Here is a 14,230-nt window from a genome sequence, read left to right as displayed (position 1 = left end):
GTTATACAATTTTGTAATATAAACAAATCTTAGTGTCTAAATATTGATAATTGCCAAAACCAACAAATGAGTAAACCGGGAAATATTTGGCGTAAAATTCACGGCAAAATAACAAAACGCCCTACAAACTTTTCATGGCTTTTGGATGGCAAGCTAGCTGGATCTGGAATGCCAACTACTATCGAAGAGATAAACTGGATTCAAAAGCAGGGAGTAAAATCAATTGTAACCATGACAGAATACGGCCTGCCTAAAGCTTGGATTGATGGAATAGAATATCTCCATGTCCCAACAGAAGACCTCACAGCGCCAGACATTGACAAGATAGACTCCACCGTTGATTATATCGCAGAGCGAATCAAGAACAACGAACCAGTAATGGTTCACTGCGCCGCAGGAATAGGAAGAACCGGAACAATACTTGCCAGTTATTTGATAAAATACCAGAAAATGTCCGCACAAAAGGCAATTGAAACCGTACGCAAGGAAAGGCCTGGCTCTATCCAGTCAACATCACAGGAAATAGCTGTCTCCAGTTATGAGAAATTTCTAAAATCAAAATAAGATTATTCCGGAATTGATATTGTATCGAGTTTGCCATCAACTATTTTGATGAACAAGAATCTATTGTCCTTGAAAATAATGGTTACTCCGCCTTCTGCGTCTGGCTCTTCCACTTCCAAAACTGGCTGGCCCAAAAGGCCGTCATATTTTGCCATGAAATGATCCCAAAATTGTTGCTTATAATTTTTTAATTTACTGTTATTTCGATTTCCTTGGATGATCCCTTGGCGTCGCCCGAGTCAGTCCAGAGGTGTTTTTGCCAGGACACCCAGGCTTCTGCACTTATCTTGTGTTTGCCAGATCCAAGCTCGGATGCCTTGATTGTAATTTTTTCATTAAAGTCTAGCAATTCAGATTTTACTTCTTCCTCGGTTAGCTTGATGAACGGCTCAAAGTTCTTTGCTACCTGTACCCAGACCCGCTTTTCCTTCATTGGGTTTACTAATTTGGGATTGCGAGTCCAGAAAAACGATGCCTTGCGATAAGTGTCAATGTCTTTGAGCTCCTTTTTTCTAAATCCGCCGGAGGTAACCTTGATTCCGTATTTGAGCTTGAACAAATTGTCATATTTGTTGTAGGATTCAGTCCAGTTTTTCTCGTTTAGCGCATCTCGCAGATCGCCCTTGATCTGAAACGATGCCGTAATTATGATATCGTCCGATGGTGAATATTCCGGCTTGTCCGCTGTTAGTATTATTTCCGAGAGGGTCGTTGCGCTTCCCATGCTTGACGATGATTTATATCCACAATAAGTGGTTTTCCGATAGAATGAACGTACAGGTAGTCAAGTCCTCCTCAAAAGAGACCGAACTGGCTTTGAAGGGCACCGACATTGGAACTCTGTATATAGTCCAGCACGAGCTGCTCAAGGACAACCAAGTCGAGTTTGCAGGTGTCATTCTAAGACACCCACTTACTGCCGAATACAGAATGCGTATCAATTCCTCCAAGGGCAGTCCTCTAAAAGAAATGGAAAAGGCAACCAAATCAGCAATAGAATCGGCCCAGGAACTAAAATCACTAATCCACTCTAAAATCAAAGGTGTTTAGATGCAATTTTGCCCCAAGTGCAATCTGCGGTTAAAGAAAGGTACATGCACAAAATGTGGTTATTCCGAAGCTGCCAAAACTGAAACAAAAAAATCTTCTGCAGAAATGGACAAGTCTTTTACTGTATTTGAGGAAGACGAGGGAAAAGAAACATTACCAACAATCAAAAAGGAATGCGAAAAGTGCGGCAACGATGAAGCGGTCTGGTGGATGCTACAGACAAGATCTGCAGATGAACCAACAACGCAATTCTACAGATGTTCAAAATGCGCGCACACTTGGCGTGACTATTCATAAAAAATAACCTTTAACTGGAAGCGCAAGACAGATAGCTAAATGGTGTTTTCTGCAAAGACAAGCGGATCTGATGAATGGAAGGCAATTTTGTCCGCCATATCCACACTTGTAGAAGAGGCCACATTTGAGGCAACAGTGGAAGGAATCAGTTTTCGCGGAATGGATCCCTCACATGTTGCGCTAATTGACATTTCTTGGCCAAACTCGGCGTTTGAAAAATACGAGTGCGACGGCCCAATAAAGTTCGGAGTCAGAATTGATGAATTTTCCAAATTGATCAAAAGGGCAGAAAAGTCAGAGTCCATCCAAATCAGCATAGCAGATTCCATGTTATTGATAATAATTGGCAAAAACAAGCAATACAAAATGCGACTAATCGAGTCTTCGGCAACCGACACACCACTACCAAAAATTCCATATGACGCAAAAATAGGCCTTGCAAACACTCTATTTGATAAAATTCTCGGCGACGTACAGGTCGTATCTGACTATCTTACCATCAAGACAGACGAGTCCAAGGCAGAGTTTTCCGGAAAAGGCGATTCCGGCGAGGTCCTCATATCACTTCAAAAGCAGCCAGACGAGCTAACAGAGATTTCATCAAAGGTAGAATCTACAGGCACGTACAGCCTCGAATACCTAAACCCCATAGTCAAGGCAGTGGGTGCGGCAACCGGCACCATAGTATGCGAGTATTCTTCTGCCAAGCCACTAAGAATAGAATTCAAGGTTGCAAACATGGGCAGAATCCACTTTTACCTAGCACCGCGAGTAGAAAGTTAAAAGCATAAAAAGTCATTTTGGGAGAGGAATCCAATGAGACTAGTAATCAAGTTTGGTGGAACATCACTTGCATCACCCAAGCACATCAAGGGCGTTGCAAAATTCATCCAAAACAATTCCAAGAAAAACCAAGTTGTGATGGTGTGCTCTGCAATAAACGACACCACGGATGATCTGCTAGAAATTTCCGATTCAATAAAAAAGGAAAACCGCGCACAGGCAGATTCCATATTATCAAGGTTAAGAAAACAGCATTTGCAAATTTCAAAGGACACCATATCGAATTCTATAATCAGAAAGGCGCTGATCCAAAAACTGGAATCCATACTTGATGAGCTGAAAGGCCTAATGCACGGGATGATTTTGCTGGGCGAGGTGACTCCGCAGTCGCTGGATTATCTTATTTCATTTGGCGAGCGATTATCAATAGAAATAGTATCGCATGCCATACTGGATCTCAAGACAAAGTCAATCGCACTGACAGGAAAAGAAGTAGGAATTGTCACTGATTCTAATTTCGGCCAATCAAAGCCGCTAATGGATACAACACGACTGCGCGTCTCTACAAATCTGGAACCATTGCTATCAAAGAAATTCATCCCAGTTATTGGCGGATTTGCAGGGGCTGACCAGCACGGCCACGTCACAACGTTTGGTAGAGGAGGATCTGACTATACCGCTACTATCATTGCGTCATGCATAAAAGCAGACGAGGTTTGGCTTATGAGCGACGTTGACGGCCTGATGAGCGCAGACCCCAAGATGGTCAAAAATGCAAAGGTGATCCCAGAGGTATCATACGTGGAGGCAATGGAGATGGCTCTATTTGGCGCAAAGCAGATCCACCCGCGCTCCTTTGAACCATTGTTATCAAAGAAAATCCCGATGCGAATTCGCAGCACCTTTAATGTTAATAATCCCGGCACACTAGTAACTGCAAATCCTGATGAGAAAACAAACAAGACTGTCAAGTGCGTATCGGTGATTCGCCACAATGGATTAATCGATATGCGTGGCGGAAGCATGGTTGGCGCACCGGGAACAGCTGCTACAATATTTACAACACTTGCAAAGGCCGGCGTCAATATCATGATGATCTCTCAGAGCCCGTCAGAATCCAGCATCTCTATTGTGGTCAAGAAAAACGATCTGGACAAGGCAGTAAACACAATGGAAATGGAACTATTAGGAAAGATAATCAAAAAAATTGATGTCACTACAGATGTTTCCATTATAGCTCTAATCGGTTCTGGAATGCGCGGAACAGTCGGCGTCGCATCGCGAGTCTTTGGCTCAGTTGCAAAAAGAAAGGCAAACGTAATGATGATTGCACAGGGATCGTCTGAGCTGAACCTAGCGTTTGTTGTCAAGGATTCTGACTGTGCAGCTGCCGTTCAAGCGCTACATGATGAGTTCAAGCTTGGGAGCTAAAAACGCTTAAACATCTTTGCAGAATCCAAGATACCAGTGAACAAGTTTGTCATTTTTGCAATAATAGCTATTCCAGCGCTTGCTGTTTCGTTTTTGGTATCAGACCCATTTGCCGTTGCAAAGCCACAAAGCAAGGTCCACTTTACCAAGACGTTTGTCTCATCTACTGATCCCGGAAGCGGAAACGGCCAGTTCGCACTAGTACTTGCGCCAAACCGCGACAGCATTTACACAGGATCTCTGACGTTTACTGCAAATAATCCAGTTGAGATTCTGGTACTGCACCAGATTCCAAGCCAGGACTCTCGGGGCCAGCCAACATGGAGCGTTGACGGAAATACCATTTACGGATTGACAGAAATTGAGGCTAAAAAGGCAGGAACATTCGACTTTACGGGCTCGGCAGTTGCATTTCGCAGTTCTTCTCCGTTTGTTGTAACAACAAGCGTTGACGGGTGGATTCGCGGACAGCCAGTCGAGCTGATATCACAAACATATGAAATCAAAGAACAAGAAATAGAACTCTTAGACCAAAACATTCCAGTTGTAATTCCGATGCGCGACGGATTCTACGGCAAAGGCCCTGTCAACTACATCATTACAGATTCTAGCAACAAGACAATATCGGACAAGCTCGCACAAAAGCATGGCTGGAATGTCAAGTTTGCGCCAAAGCTTCGATGGGCTCCGGCATCAGCTCAGGATACCATATACGCATTCACAAACGGAATCAAGGGAGACGGAATCTATGGGTTCCAGGGAGAAGTCTTTGGCGTAACGCCTGCACATAAAGAATACACACCACTAGCTAGTCTGGTTACAGTATCTTGGAAGGCAGGCCAAAAGCCTCAGGAACTGCAATCAGCAGAAGACATTCTCAAGGCAGAAAAAGATTCAAGACTAAGACTAACAAAGACAAACGTTACAGTGAATGTTCCTCAGATAATTTGGCCGGGGGGGCAGATCCAGACTACAAACAGCACTGTGTTGGATAATGCCCAAGTCTTGGAAATAAACAAGGATTCCAAAAAGGTGACATTTGTAGCTCATCGGGCTTGGGGTCCTGACGGCCGCATCACCTACTATATCATTCCGGATGCAACACCAAAAGGCCCAGCTGATATCATGAAGGTTCCAGTGTCTGGCAAGCTTGCAAAGGTTGCCACATCAAATGCAATATCGGAAATGTACCAGTTCAAAAATGGAGTAAAAGGCGCAGGACCGCTTGGATTTCAGCCTAGCGTATTGAGTTCAGCGCTGGATGAAAGGTACGTTCCAATATGCAGAATATCAATAGTAGAGTGGAAGGACGCAAAATCCGCCATTCCATTGCAGACAATTTCAGATATAGAATCCAAAAAGTCAGACGGCTCTGTCTTTGTCACACTGGCTAGGCCGCAAAGCGAAGACCATGTTGTGAACTGTCCGATTATAGAGTCGCCAAAATCCAACAAGGGATAAATTAGCATTTTAGAAAAAAAAATCACTTGGCAGGAAAACTCTACATTGTTGGCGTAGGCCCCGGAGCGCACGACCACATGACTTTTCGCGCAAAAGAGGTCATTGAGCAAAGCGACACCATAGTGGGCTATGACACCTATGTTGGACTGGTAGAAGATCTAATCCAGGGAAAGGAAATCCACCGATACGCCATGACTCAAGAAGTGGAAAGGGCAAAGCAATGCATCGAGCTTGCCCAGTCTGGCAAAATTGTATCTCTGGTTAGCAGCGGAGACCCAGGAATTTACGGAATGGCAGGCCTAATCTACGAAACACTGGCAGAGGCCGGCTGGGACCCAAAGACTGGCCTGGAAGTAGAGGTGATACCTGGAGTGTCTGCCCTGAATTCATGCGCTTCCCTGATTGGCTCGCCGCTGATGACAGACTTTGCCGTAGTATCTATGAGTGACTTGCTGGTACCATGGGAAATAATAGTAAAGCGAGTCGAAGCTGCAGCCCAGGGCGACTATGTAATTGTGATTTACAATCCGTCAAGCAAAAAAAGAATCCACCAACTACAAGACACAAGAAAATTATTACTCAAATACAGAAAGCCGACCACTCCTGTTGCCATTATAAAGGGCGCATATAGAGAATCTCAAACAATAGTAATTACTGATCTGGAAAACATGGAATCGCACGCAGACAAGCTAGGCATGATTAGTACCGTGATAATCGGCAATTCTTCTACATATAATTTCAAGAATTTGATGATAAATCCGCGAGGATACACATCAAAGTATAATCTACAGAGCTAGACAGAATTTTTTATTACATCTCGAGTGTCATCGTCCATTTGCAGCTTATCCCGTATTGGAGCGATGATTTTTACCAGATTTTCTGCTACAACATTTTTGAGATCCATTGGGTGCAGTTTTCCTGCGCCAAAGTCTGATTCTAGCTGGGAAAAACTAGAATAGCTCACGTTTCCGCCGAACTTTTCCGGCCTTTCCACTTTGAGCTCGGGCATTTCATGGAACAAGATGTGCTTTGCTATTTGGAGTATAGGATTGTTTGTCTTTCCTTGCTCGCACCAGCCCTTTTTTATCTTGGATTTTATTTCATCATCAGAATCATGAATGAAAACGCCAGAGCCTGGCTTTGACTTTGACATTTTGGTGCCTTCTCCTTCTTCACCTGTAGTTATTGGCTCTGTTAGTCCCGGCAACAAACCATGGTGGATGGCGACTGGGACCTTCCACTTCATCTTTGGAAATATTTCTCGGACTAGCATGTGGATTTTTCTCTGGTCCATTCCCGCATGCGCTATATCGACATCTATAGTATGAATGTCGACTGCCTGCATCGGAGGATACAATAATTTTGACATGTCGATTTTCTCGTCGCTTTCTGATCTTCCCATGATTGTCATTGCTCTCATTGTTCTGGCAAGAGTCATGTGTTTTGTAAATAACACAAAGTCCTTCCAGTATTCCTTGTGGGAATCATACAGCTCACTTCCGCGAATTATGTTTACGCCAGGGCAGACCAGCTTGAATGCGCGCTCGTAATAATGCGATACCTTGGATATGGTATCCCAGTTGCCGCCAAGCTTGTCGTTGATTAGCGTGTGCCAGTCTGCCAAAAAGACATTGCATTCAACGCCTGCCTTGATAAAATCATTAATCTTGAATCCTGTACTAATCAGACTTCCAAGATGCAAAAATCCGGAAATCTCTAATCCTATGTAATGTCGCGGCTTGGAATTTGTCGAGAACAGATTTGTCAGCTCTTCCTGCGTTACTATTTCTTCTGTTGGGGGCCGCAAGACCAGCTCGACTTTGCTTGTTACATCCAATGGTACTGGGTTTTGATTATAATCCTATAAAGTTACGTTTCTAATTCATCAAGTGATTTTCTCGGCCTAGTGGACAAGTAAAAGGCATGAGCTGAAATCAGAAATCCAACGAGGAAAATCTTTGTAGCAAAGATCAGGTTCCATGGTCTTGCACCATCCGGATATGCAATGGTTAGCCTGTCAATGTCTGGCACGTGCCCGTTTACTGTTCCTGCAGATATCAGTGCATTGAGGACCGTGAAATTGTACAATACCTCGTACAGATTTATGATTGCAAATCCCAAAAGCATCAGCTGCAACAAAGACATTCGCCAGGAATGGAGTCGTACTGCCTTTTTCCAGCCAATTCTGGAAACGCAGTACCAGCCTATAATACACGCAAAGAAAAGCCACGTGATCAGTTTTGCAAAGTGAGGAAACGGAATGTGTGTGGTGACTAGTACCTCTCCCATCACATAGGTGCCCTTTTGCTGCCATTCAGTAAGCATTGCCCATGTTCCATAGGCCATAATAGATAACATCACAAAAGCGCAGACATAGAAAATGTACAGGTAGACCTTGTATCCCGGATCTGTTTTCTGCAAGTGACGAGACATGTAATTGCCAAAAATTGTGATTTGGATATAAGAATTGTCCATTTATGAAATGAGGTTTAATTACCATCCATGTAAAACGACAAATCATGAAGATTCCAGTCAACATTCCCATAGTTGGCAGAGAGGAAATTGCCGAAGTCACTGCCGTTTTAAAAAAAGGAACACTGACATCTGCTGCTAGAGACGGTGGGCCTAATGTCCAGGAATTTGAAAGATTGGTATGCTCTTTTGTAAAATCAAAATATGCAATTGCTGTTAATTCTGGCACTGCTGCACTGCAAGCTGCCCTTTATGCCCTTGATGTGAAATCTGGCGATGAGGTGGTATTACCGTCATTTACCTTTGTTGCCACCGCAAATTCTGTAGTCTCTGTTGGTGCAAAGCCAGTCTTCGTAGATATCAGACGTGACAATTACACCATGGATCCAGAAGACCTACGAAAAAAAATCACAAAAAAGACTAAGGCGATCATCCCCGTACACCTGTACGGAAATGTATCATACATTGATGAAATATCCGAAATTGCGCGCAAAAGCCACATTCCAATAATAGAGGATGCCGCACAATCGATGGGCTCCACATACCGAGGAAAACAGACAGGTACATTCTCGGAGCTTGGTTGCTTTAGTCTCTATGCTGCCAAAGTAATGACATCTGGCGAAGGTGGAGTAATCACTACATCAAGTGAAAAGCTTCGCGACAAATTACTGATGATTAGAAACCACGGGATGGTTCATGGATATGATACCAGAATTCTGGGCCTAAACTTGCGATTGCCGGAAATCAATGCAGCAATTGCTAAAGTACAGATGAAAAAGCTTGCAGGATTTTTGAGGAAAAGATCACAGAACGCCAAAATTCTAACAGAATTGCTTTCTGGCGCAGATGTGACACTACCCATACCAAGAAAGCACGAAAAGGTAAACTGGTATTTGTATACCATAGCTAGCAAAAACAGGGACAAGATTTCCAAAGCACTAAACGAAAACGGAATTGGCGCCACAGTATACTATGGCATGCCAGTACACAAGACTCCATATTATAACCAAAAGGCAAAGCTGCCAAACACGGAATGGGCTGCAAAAAGTGTCCTTTCACTGCCCGTACAGCCACAAATAACGCAAAAACACCTGCAGACCACGGCTAGAATAATAAAATCACTATGAATCTGGGCCAAATTGCAGGCGAAATCTGCAAAGTTGTTTTTCCTATTCCGGAGGAAAAGTTCGTCGGAAAATCAAGCGGCATTGCAATCTGCACATTGTCCAGCATAGATCTGCTAAAGGAAATCTCACAGTCTGATATGATGGACAAAATTGCAGTTGCTGCAAGACTTTTCTCAGAGAACAAGGGAATTGATGAGCTGGTAAGATACGTAAATCAGAATCCAGGCCTGCACACAATCATTGTTTGCGGAAAAGAAGTGTCAGGCCACAAGACAGGCCACGCACTGTTTTGCCTGCACAAATATGGAACGGATAACTCTAATCGGATAATAAATTCAGTCTCCCCTGATCCAGTACTGACAATATCAAAAAAAGAAATTGCAAATTTTCAAAAAGTAAAGTTAGTTGATCTGATTGGCAAGACCAAGCTGGAACAGATTATAATCTAGTAGCCGTTTTTCTGCCTGTTTCGATTAATTTCGTTTTTCTTTCTGTATTCTGATACAATATCGTCTGGCGTGAGGTTTAGCTCCAAAGATGCCTGCACCACAAAATGCCAAATGTCGATTAGCTCCTCTTTTGCGTCATCTATACTAAACGGAGTCGGTTTTTTCCACCACTTCCAGTTTGTTGTGCGCTGTAGTTCTACTGCCTCATGCATTATGGCAGTGGCCAGTGCAGATACTCGACCTTCCGAGTCCTTTGGGTATCTATCCAAGTTCATCATCTCGGCTAGTCCCTTTTGCATTGCAAATATCTCATCTAGTCTGTCCATCAAAATCCCACGGGTAGATCCGCTAGATAACCTTTCAGAAATCAATCATTGATTGGTATTTTTTTATTCTGTTTTGGATCTTGGCCTTGGTTGTGCTGGTTAATCCGTCAAGGCCGTACTTTTCTACGGCAAAAGAGCCCATGACATTTCCATATACTACTGCCTTTTTGATTTCAGAAAGACTAGTGGAGTTTTTGCTTGCCAAATATCCAATCATTGCGCCCGCAAAGGAATCGCCTGCGCCTGTAGGGTCCACAATATCTTCCAGGGAGAACGCAACTGAAGGAAATATGACATCGTCAAAAAATAGAAGCGAGCCGTGCTCTCCTTTTTTTATAATTACGTATTTTGCGCCCCAGCCCATCATTTTTTTGGCGCACTTGATCAGATTGTGTTCTTTTGTGAGCAGTTTTGCCTCTTCGTCATTAATCACAACGGCGTCAACTGAGCCGATCATCTTGATTACGGAATTTCGCTTGGAGTTTATCCAAAATTCAATTGTATCACACATGGAAAATTTTACATTGTCAAATTCGCGGATGATCTTTGTGTTTTGGTCTGGGTCGTTGTTTGCCAGATACACAAATTGGGATTTTCTGTATTTTTCCGGCACCACTGGCTGAAACGATCCTAAAACATTAAGCTCTGTCTTGTTTGTGGTCCTAGTGGACAGAGTTTTGTCGTAGCTGCCGTCATAACGGAATGTCTTGCCCTTGTGTATTGCAAGGCCTTCCAAGTCCAGATATTTTTTTAGAATATTGTGATATTTTTTTGGAAAGTCGGTTCCAACCACTGCTATCAGACCAGTCTCTACAAAAAAGCTGGCAGATATTCCTGCAAATGTTGCAGCCCCGCCAAGGACATCTTTTAGTATTTTATCTGGCGTGCGAATCGTATCTAGGGCAGTAGAGCCAAAAACAGTAAGCATTGTTTGAAAAATTATGCGTCTGCTATAAATTCCCTAGTCTGGTCGTATGTTGGGTAATACGTAAACGGCACATCTATTGACGCAAACAATAGCTGGTATTTTGTAACGCCGGAAATCTTTACCTGTGAGTTTTCCGATGCTGCCTGGTCTTTTAGCCAGACTCCGCTAGTTGTTGCAGTGCCCAGTGCCGGTAATGCAAATGGGTCCAGCTCGCCTGCTCCAATTGTCTTGTCGTTTGCAATTATTGTAAATTCAGTTTTTCCTGCAGTGAGAAACAGCAATGATGGGTTGTTAAATTCCAGCTGCAAATTGTACAGCGAGCCCTTGTCTGATTTTTCCAATAGCTTGCTTTCTGTTATCTTGGCATTGATTTGCGAGGCAGATGCGTACTGCGTATAGCCAAATACCATCAGGCTCACTATCACTATGATTACGGCTGCTGCCTTTTTTGCCATGCCTAATACTCTGAAATTGGCTTTTGTGCAAAGGAGGCAAAAAGATCATCATTTGGTGTGTAAAAGTTTTGATCCGCCCTTTGAGTTCATTTAAGCTTGCAAGATAAATCGAATTCTGCAGCAGTTTTAGTATAATGGCAAAGATAAGGCTCAGGTTCGGCGCAAACGAAGTCGAGATTGACTCGCGTGACTTTTACATCGACAACGACACTGCATCCCAGGTGATTGCCGACTTGGCGTTCAGACTGCAGGAAAACTCGGCAAAAGTAGTGACCGAGGAACCAACACTGGAAGCGCAAGACATTGCCGCAACATACGAATCAAACCTGAGCTATCTCAAGATGCTCAAGGACGCAGAAGTACACGAGCCAGAGTTTACCGCGCCAAGGCAAATCTCGCCAGAAGAGCTGCCAAGCAAGATTGAAGGATTGGAGTTAGATGGATTTTTCTCAAAGCCACGAACAGTATCAGAGACCGTAGAGCAGCTGCTCCAGCACGGAATGATTGCAAGCCCGCTTGCAGTATCAAAGATATTAGCAAAGATGGCATTTAACAAGGAGCTGGAAAAGAGCTCTGAAGAGAAAAAGACCTTTTACCACAAGGTACTGCTCAACTAGAATACTTGCAGATGTCGCATTTTTGGAAGATAGTTCCGTCCAGATGATCAAAGTGTGTATTACATTGAAGACAAGTATGGTGCATCTCAAAATATCCGTCTGATTCTTTTTCTCCCACCTGGAATGATTCCAAATTTGGGCTCTTACATTTGATACAATGGCATCCGCAATCGCACTTCATTGTTTGATACAAAATGATTTGCGTTAATAATTCTGACTCACATTATTATACCAAAATGCACTAGGAAATTTGTTGGGTAAAAAAAGAATCATCCCGCTGGAAATTGACGATCACTACAAATTGTTTGGAAAGGAACCTTGGGAGGTCGACTATGGGGAAAAATGCCCCATGTGCAATGTCCGAATTGACGAGTATGGGTTTTGCTCTTGTGGCTCTAGCGGCGACTGAGCCTGGTGGAATAAACCACGGCAACCATTGCTGCACTCAACACCAAAACTGTGGCAAGCGGGAATTCCGGCACAACCGATACACCTAGAATTGTTATTGTTCCTGCCTCATGCGGATAGAGATGTAGCCAGACATTGCCGTCTTGGCTTGTTCGCTCTTGCTTTAGTATTGGCTTGTCGTTGAGTGACACTTGATATGGGTTCCACAACAAGTCTTGCGGAATTATCAGTGTGATGTACTTGTTTGGTTCTGTAATATCGAAGCTGAGAATCTTGTTTGGTTGATCTAGAGTCAGCTCAGAAATTTCTGTCTGGGTTATGATTTTAACATCAAATATTTGGCCTTCCCATGTTACTTGTTTTGTTATAACAGTTGGCTCTAGTTCGTATTCCAGCTTCATTTGGCATCCATGGCAGAGGAATCCCCTCTGGTCTCCCAGTCTGACTAGATTTTCATTTACGTAGAACAAATCCACTCCTTGCGGCAAATAAAATGCGGTTTCTGCCAAATAGACATAGTCCCACGTCCACAGACCGTTCTTTTTTTGTATTATTCCCTCAACGTCGTATTCTATTGTGACATCATCACGCGTCGGGAACAGGACAATTCCTGGATTTTCCCCGCCGGCCTCTGCATACATTGGCTCTTCTCCCTCATCATCAATTATGGTAAAATTGGTAAAGTCAGGTGATAGAAACTCGACTTGCTTTGGACTGTTTGATTTTTCGACTTCATGGGTTACGTGCACGTCCCCATTTTCTGAGATTCTAATGGAGACCTGCTGGACTGCCGGCTCGCCGATTTTGATTTCTTGCGCAAACGCCGAATATGAAAATATACCAGATATCAACAATATTGCAAGAATTGCTTTCATGTTTATTCAGAGATTGTAACCTTTGTCATTCGTACTTCTTGCAGAGGGCAGTCATTTCTGTCCCTTTGTTGGGAAACAATTTGGTCGGCTACTGGCATTCCCTCTAGGACTTCGCCAAAGACGGTGTATTGCCTGTCCAAAAACGTGCTGTCTGAAGTTACTATAAAGAACTGCGAGCCTGCGCTGTTTGGATCCATTGCTCTTGCCATAGATACTATTCCTCGTAGATGTGATCTTGTGTTGAATTCCGCCTTGATTGTATAGCCTGGGCCGCCCTGACCCCACCTGGACTTGTCTGCGGTCTTTGTGTTTGGGTCTCCACCCTGAATCATAAACCCGGGAATCACCCTGTGGAACAAAGTTCCATCGTAAAATCCGGACTGGGCAAGTTTTACAAAGTTTCGTACGTGTTCTGGCGCAAGTTCCGGCAGCAATTTAAATACAATTTTTCCAAACTTGGTTTCTATTGTTGCCTGGGTCAATTATACCACGATTCGCCTCTGAGCATAAGAGTCTTGCTATTGAATTATTTTGAAAGTGTTTTGTAAAAATTACAATTTTTAATTTTTGGATTTTTGTCCGAATCGAAAATCGTTTTGTAATGCTCCGGGGATCGTTACGACTTTACATATTATAATAATTTTTTGCAGCTCGGAAAACTCTACAATTTTTTCCCAAGAAAAGTTATAGTCTTATATAGATCGGGAAAAATTACAATTTGTGAATCGCACAAATCAAAGCACCGTTATCAAAGCAGCAATCAACACCTACCTTGAGAAGGGGCTGACAGACAAGCAAGACATTTACAGCAAAGTTGTCGAAGAACTCGGCGTTCCAAGACCAACTGTGCGAAGGGTTGCACGCGATCTCAGAAATGAGCTTCTGTCAAAAATAAAGATTTTACAATCCGAAGTCCCGCAAGAGATTATCGTATCAGAAAAAGACGAATAAACTTCGTTTATCTTTTCTTTTATTATTATGGGATTC

Annotated in this window: 21 protein-coding genes; 12 read left to right on the top strand and 9 right to left on the bottom strand. The window is 43.2% G+C overall.

Translation table 11 applies throughout. The annotated features are described in order from the left end of the window. The first annotated feature begins 66 nt into the window (after positions 1–66). Positions 67–564 carry a dual specificity protein phosphatase 23 gene (locus NAQ_RS07495; protein ID WP_100182937.1) on the top strand — a complete coding sequence of 166 codons (498 nt, stop codon included), beginning with the start codon at positions 67–69 and terminating at the stop codon, positions 562–564. Positions 565–566: 2 nt separating this feature from the next. Here the strand turns inward: NAQ_RS07495 and NAQ_RS10165 are convergent, their stop codons facing one another. Both NAQ_RS10165 and NAQ_RS07490 read right to left on the bottom strand, forming a co-directional pair. Continuing rightward, positions 567–719: a hypothetical protein gene (locus NAQ_RS10165; RefSeq protein ID WP_162858695.1), complete on the bottom strand. Its 153-nt coding sequence runs from the start codon at positions 717–719 to the stop codon at positions 567–569. Between the two features lie 32 nt (positions 720–751). After that, a complete protein-coding gene (locus tag NAQ_RS07490) occupies positions 752–1,288 on the bottom strand; it encodes a hypothetical protein (protein WP_100182936.1) in 537 nt (178 codons plus the stop codon). A 44-nt stretch (positions 1,289–1,332) separates the two neighbouring features. Here NAQ_RS07490 and NAQ_RS07485 point away from each other — a divergent pair, with 44 nt between their 5' ends. From NAQ_RS07485 to cobJ, 6 genes are read left to right on the top strand one after another with little or no spacing between them, the layout of a single operon-like run. Further along, positions 1,333–1,614 carry an RpoL/Rpb11 RNA polymerase subunit family protein gene (locus tag NAQ_RS07485; protein ID WP_100182935.1) on the top strand — a complete coding sequence of 94 codons (282 nt, stop codon included), beginning with the start codon at positions 1,333–1,335 and terminating at the stop codon, positions 1,612–1,614. Then, positions 1,615–1,911 (top strand): transcription factor S, encoded by a 297-nt coding sequence (locus NAQ_RS07480; RefSeq protein WP_100182934.1) that lies wholly within the window; start codon positions 1,615–1,617, stop codon positions 1,909–1,911. 39 nt (positions 1,912–1,950) lie between these two features. Continuing rightward, the gene (gene pcn, locus NAQ_RS07475) at positions 1,951–2,694 is read left to right on the top strand and encodes a proliferating cell nuclear antigen (pcna) (RefSeq protein ID WP_100182933.1); all 744 of its coding nucleotides are present in this window, start codon (positions 1,951–1,953) and stop codon (positions 2,692–2,694) included. A gap of 33 nt (positions 2,695–2,727) precedes the next feature. Next, positions 2,728–4,125 carry an aspartate kinase gene (locus NAQ_RS07470; RefSeq protein WP_100182932.1) on the top strand — a complete coding sequence of 466 codons (1,398 nt, stop codon included), beginning with the start codon at positions 2,728–2,730 and terminating at the stop codon, positions 4,123–4,125. 36 nt (positions 4,126–4,161) lie between these two features. Next, complete coding sequence (locus tag NAQ_RS07465) at positions 4,162–5,586, top strand: DUF7482 domain-containing protein (RefSeq protein WP_100182931.1); 1,425 nt, start codon at positions 4,162–4,164, stop codon at positions 5,584–5,586. A 26-nt stretch (positions 5,587–5,612) separates the two neighbouring features. Further along, complete coding sequence (gene cobJ, locus NAQ_RS07460; protein WP_100182930.1) at positions 5,613–6,383, top strand: precorrin-3B C(17)-methyltransferase; 771 nt, start codon at positions 5,613–5,615, stop codon at positions 6,381–6,383. Here cobJ and NAQ_RS07455 read toward each other — a convergent pair. Both NAQ_RS07455 and NAQ_RS07450 read right to left on the bottom strand, forming a co-directional pair. Then, positions 6,380–7,423 (bottom strand): tyrosine--tRNA ligase, encoded by a 1,044-nt coding sequence (locus tag NAQ_RS07455; protein ID WP_100182929.1) that lies wholly within the window; start codon positions 7,421–7,423, stop codon positions 6,380–6,382. The two genes, cobJ and NAQ_RS07455, sit on opposite strands and share 4 nt — an antisense overlap. Positions 7,424–7,455: 32 nt before the next feature. Beyond that, complete coding sequence (locus tag NAQ_RS07450) at positions 7,456–8,019, bottom strand: hypothetical protein (protein ID WP_100183518.1); 564 nt, start codon at positions 8,017–8,019, stop codon at positions 7,456–7,458. A gap of 86 nt (positions 8,020–8,105) precedes the next feature. Between NAQ_RS07450 and NAQ_RS07445 the strand changes: the two genes are divergently transcribed. Continuing rightward, positions 8,106–9,185 (top strand): DegT/DnrJ/EryC1/StrS family aminotransferase, encoded by a 1,080-nt coding sequence (locus NAQ_RS07445; protein WP_100182928.1) that lies wholly within the window; start codon positions 8,106–8,108, stop codon positions 9,183–9,185. Then, the gene (locus NAQ_RS07440; RefSeq protein ID WP_100182927.1) at positions 9,182–9,634 is read left to right on the top strand and encodes a hypothetical protein; all 453 of its coding nucleotides are present in this window, start codon (positions 9,182–9,184) and stop codon (positions 9,632–9,634) included. Before NAQ_RS07445 ends, NAQ_RS07440 begins: the two co-directional genes overlap by 4 nt. On the opposite strand, the gene NAQ_RS07435 is transcribed toward NAQ_RS07440, so the two are convergent. The 3 genes from NAQ_RS07435 to NAQ_RS07425 are packed head-to-tail and all read right to left on the bottom strand — an operon-like array spanning position 9,631 to position 11,343. Next, on the bottom strand, positions 9,631–9,960 hold the full coding sequence (locus NAQ_RS07435) for a dUTPase (RefSeq protein WP_100183517.1): 330 nt from the start codon (positions 9,958–9,960) through the stop codon (positions 9,631–9,633). The genes NAQ_RS07440 and NAQ_RS07435 overlap by 4 nt on opposite strands. 34 nt (positions 9,961–9,994) lie before the next feature. Further along, positions 9,995–10,888: a PfkB family carbohydrate kinase gene (locus NAQ_RS07430; RefSeq protein WP_100182926.1), complete on the bottom strand. Its 894-nt coding sequence runs from the start codon at positions 10,886–10,888 to the stop codon at positions 9,995–9,997. 11 nt (positions 10,889–10,899) lie between these two features. Next, positions 10,900–11,343 carry a hypothetical protein gene (locus NAQ_RS07425; RefSeq protein WP_100182925.1) on the bottom strand — a complete coding sequence of 148 codons (444 nt, stop codon included), beginning with the start codon at positions 11,341–11,343 and terminating at the stop codon, positions 10,900–10,902. 134 nt (positions 11,344–11,477) lie between these two features. On the opposite strand from NAQ_RS07425, the gene NAQ_RS07420 reads away from it, so the two are divergent. Continuing rightward, positions 11,478–11,960, top strand: a complete 483-nt coding sequence (locus NAQ_RS07420; RefSeq protein ID WP_100182924.1) for a hypothetical protein — start codon at positions 11,478–11,480, stop codon at positions 11,958–11,960. 253 nt (positions 11,961–12,213) lie between these two features. Then, positions 12,214–12,369 carry a hypothetical protein gene (locus NAQ_RS10160; protein WP_162858694.1) on the top strand — a complete coding sequence of 52 codons (156 nt, stop codon included), beginning with the start codon at positions 12,214–12,216 and terminating at the stop codon, positions 12,367–12,369. On the opposite strand, the gene NAQ_RS07410 is transcribed toward NAQ_RS10160, so the two are convergent. Beyond that, a complete protein-coding gene (locus NAQ_RS07410; protein ID WP_100182922.1) occupies positions 12,356–13,243 on the bottom strand; it encodes a hypothetical protein in 888 nt (295 codons plus the stop codon). The two genes, NAQ_RS10160 and NAQ_RS07410, sit on opposite strands and share 14 nt — an antisense overlap. A 2-nt stretch (positions 13,244–13,245) precedes the next feature. Further along, positions 13,246–13,725: a peptidylprolyl isomerase gene (locus NAQ_RS07405; protein WP_100182921.1), complete on the bottom strand. Its 480-nt coding sequence runs from the start codon at positions 13,723–13,725 to the stop codon at positions 13,246–13,248. Positions 13,726–13,963: 238 nt separating this feature from the next. Between NAQ_RS07405 and NAQ_RS07400 the strand changes: the two genes are divergently transcribed. Further along, positions 13,964–14,194: a hypothetical protein gene (locus tag NAQ_RS07400; protein ID WP_100182920.1), complete on the top strand. Its 231-nt coding sequence runs from the start codon at positions 13,964–13,966 to the stop codon at positions 14,192–14,194. Positions 14,195–14,230 lie beyond the last annotated feature (36 nt).

Origin of the sequence: Candidatus Nitrosotenuis aquarius (assembly GCF_002787055.1) — an archaeon.
Taxonomy (GTDB): domain Archaea; phylum Thermoproteota; class Nitrososphaeria; order Nitrososphaerales; family Nitrosopumilaceae; genus Nitrosotenuis; species Nitrosotenuis aquarius.
The sequence above is the reverse complement of the archived record's forward strand: the minus strand, read 5'-3'. Positions and strand labels throughout refer to the sequence as shown.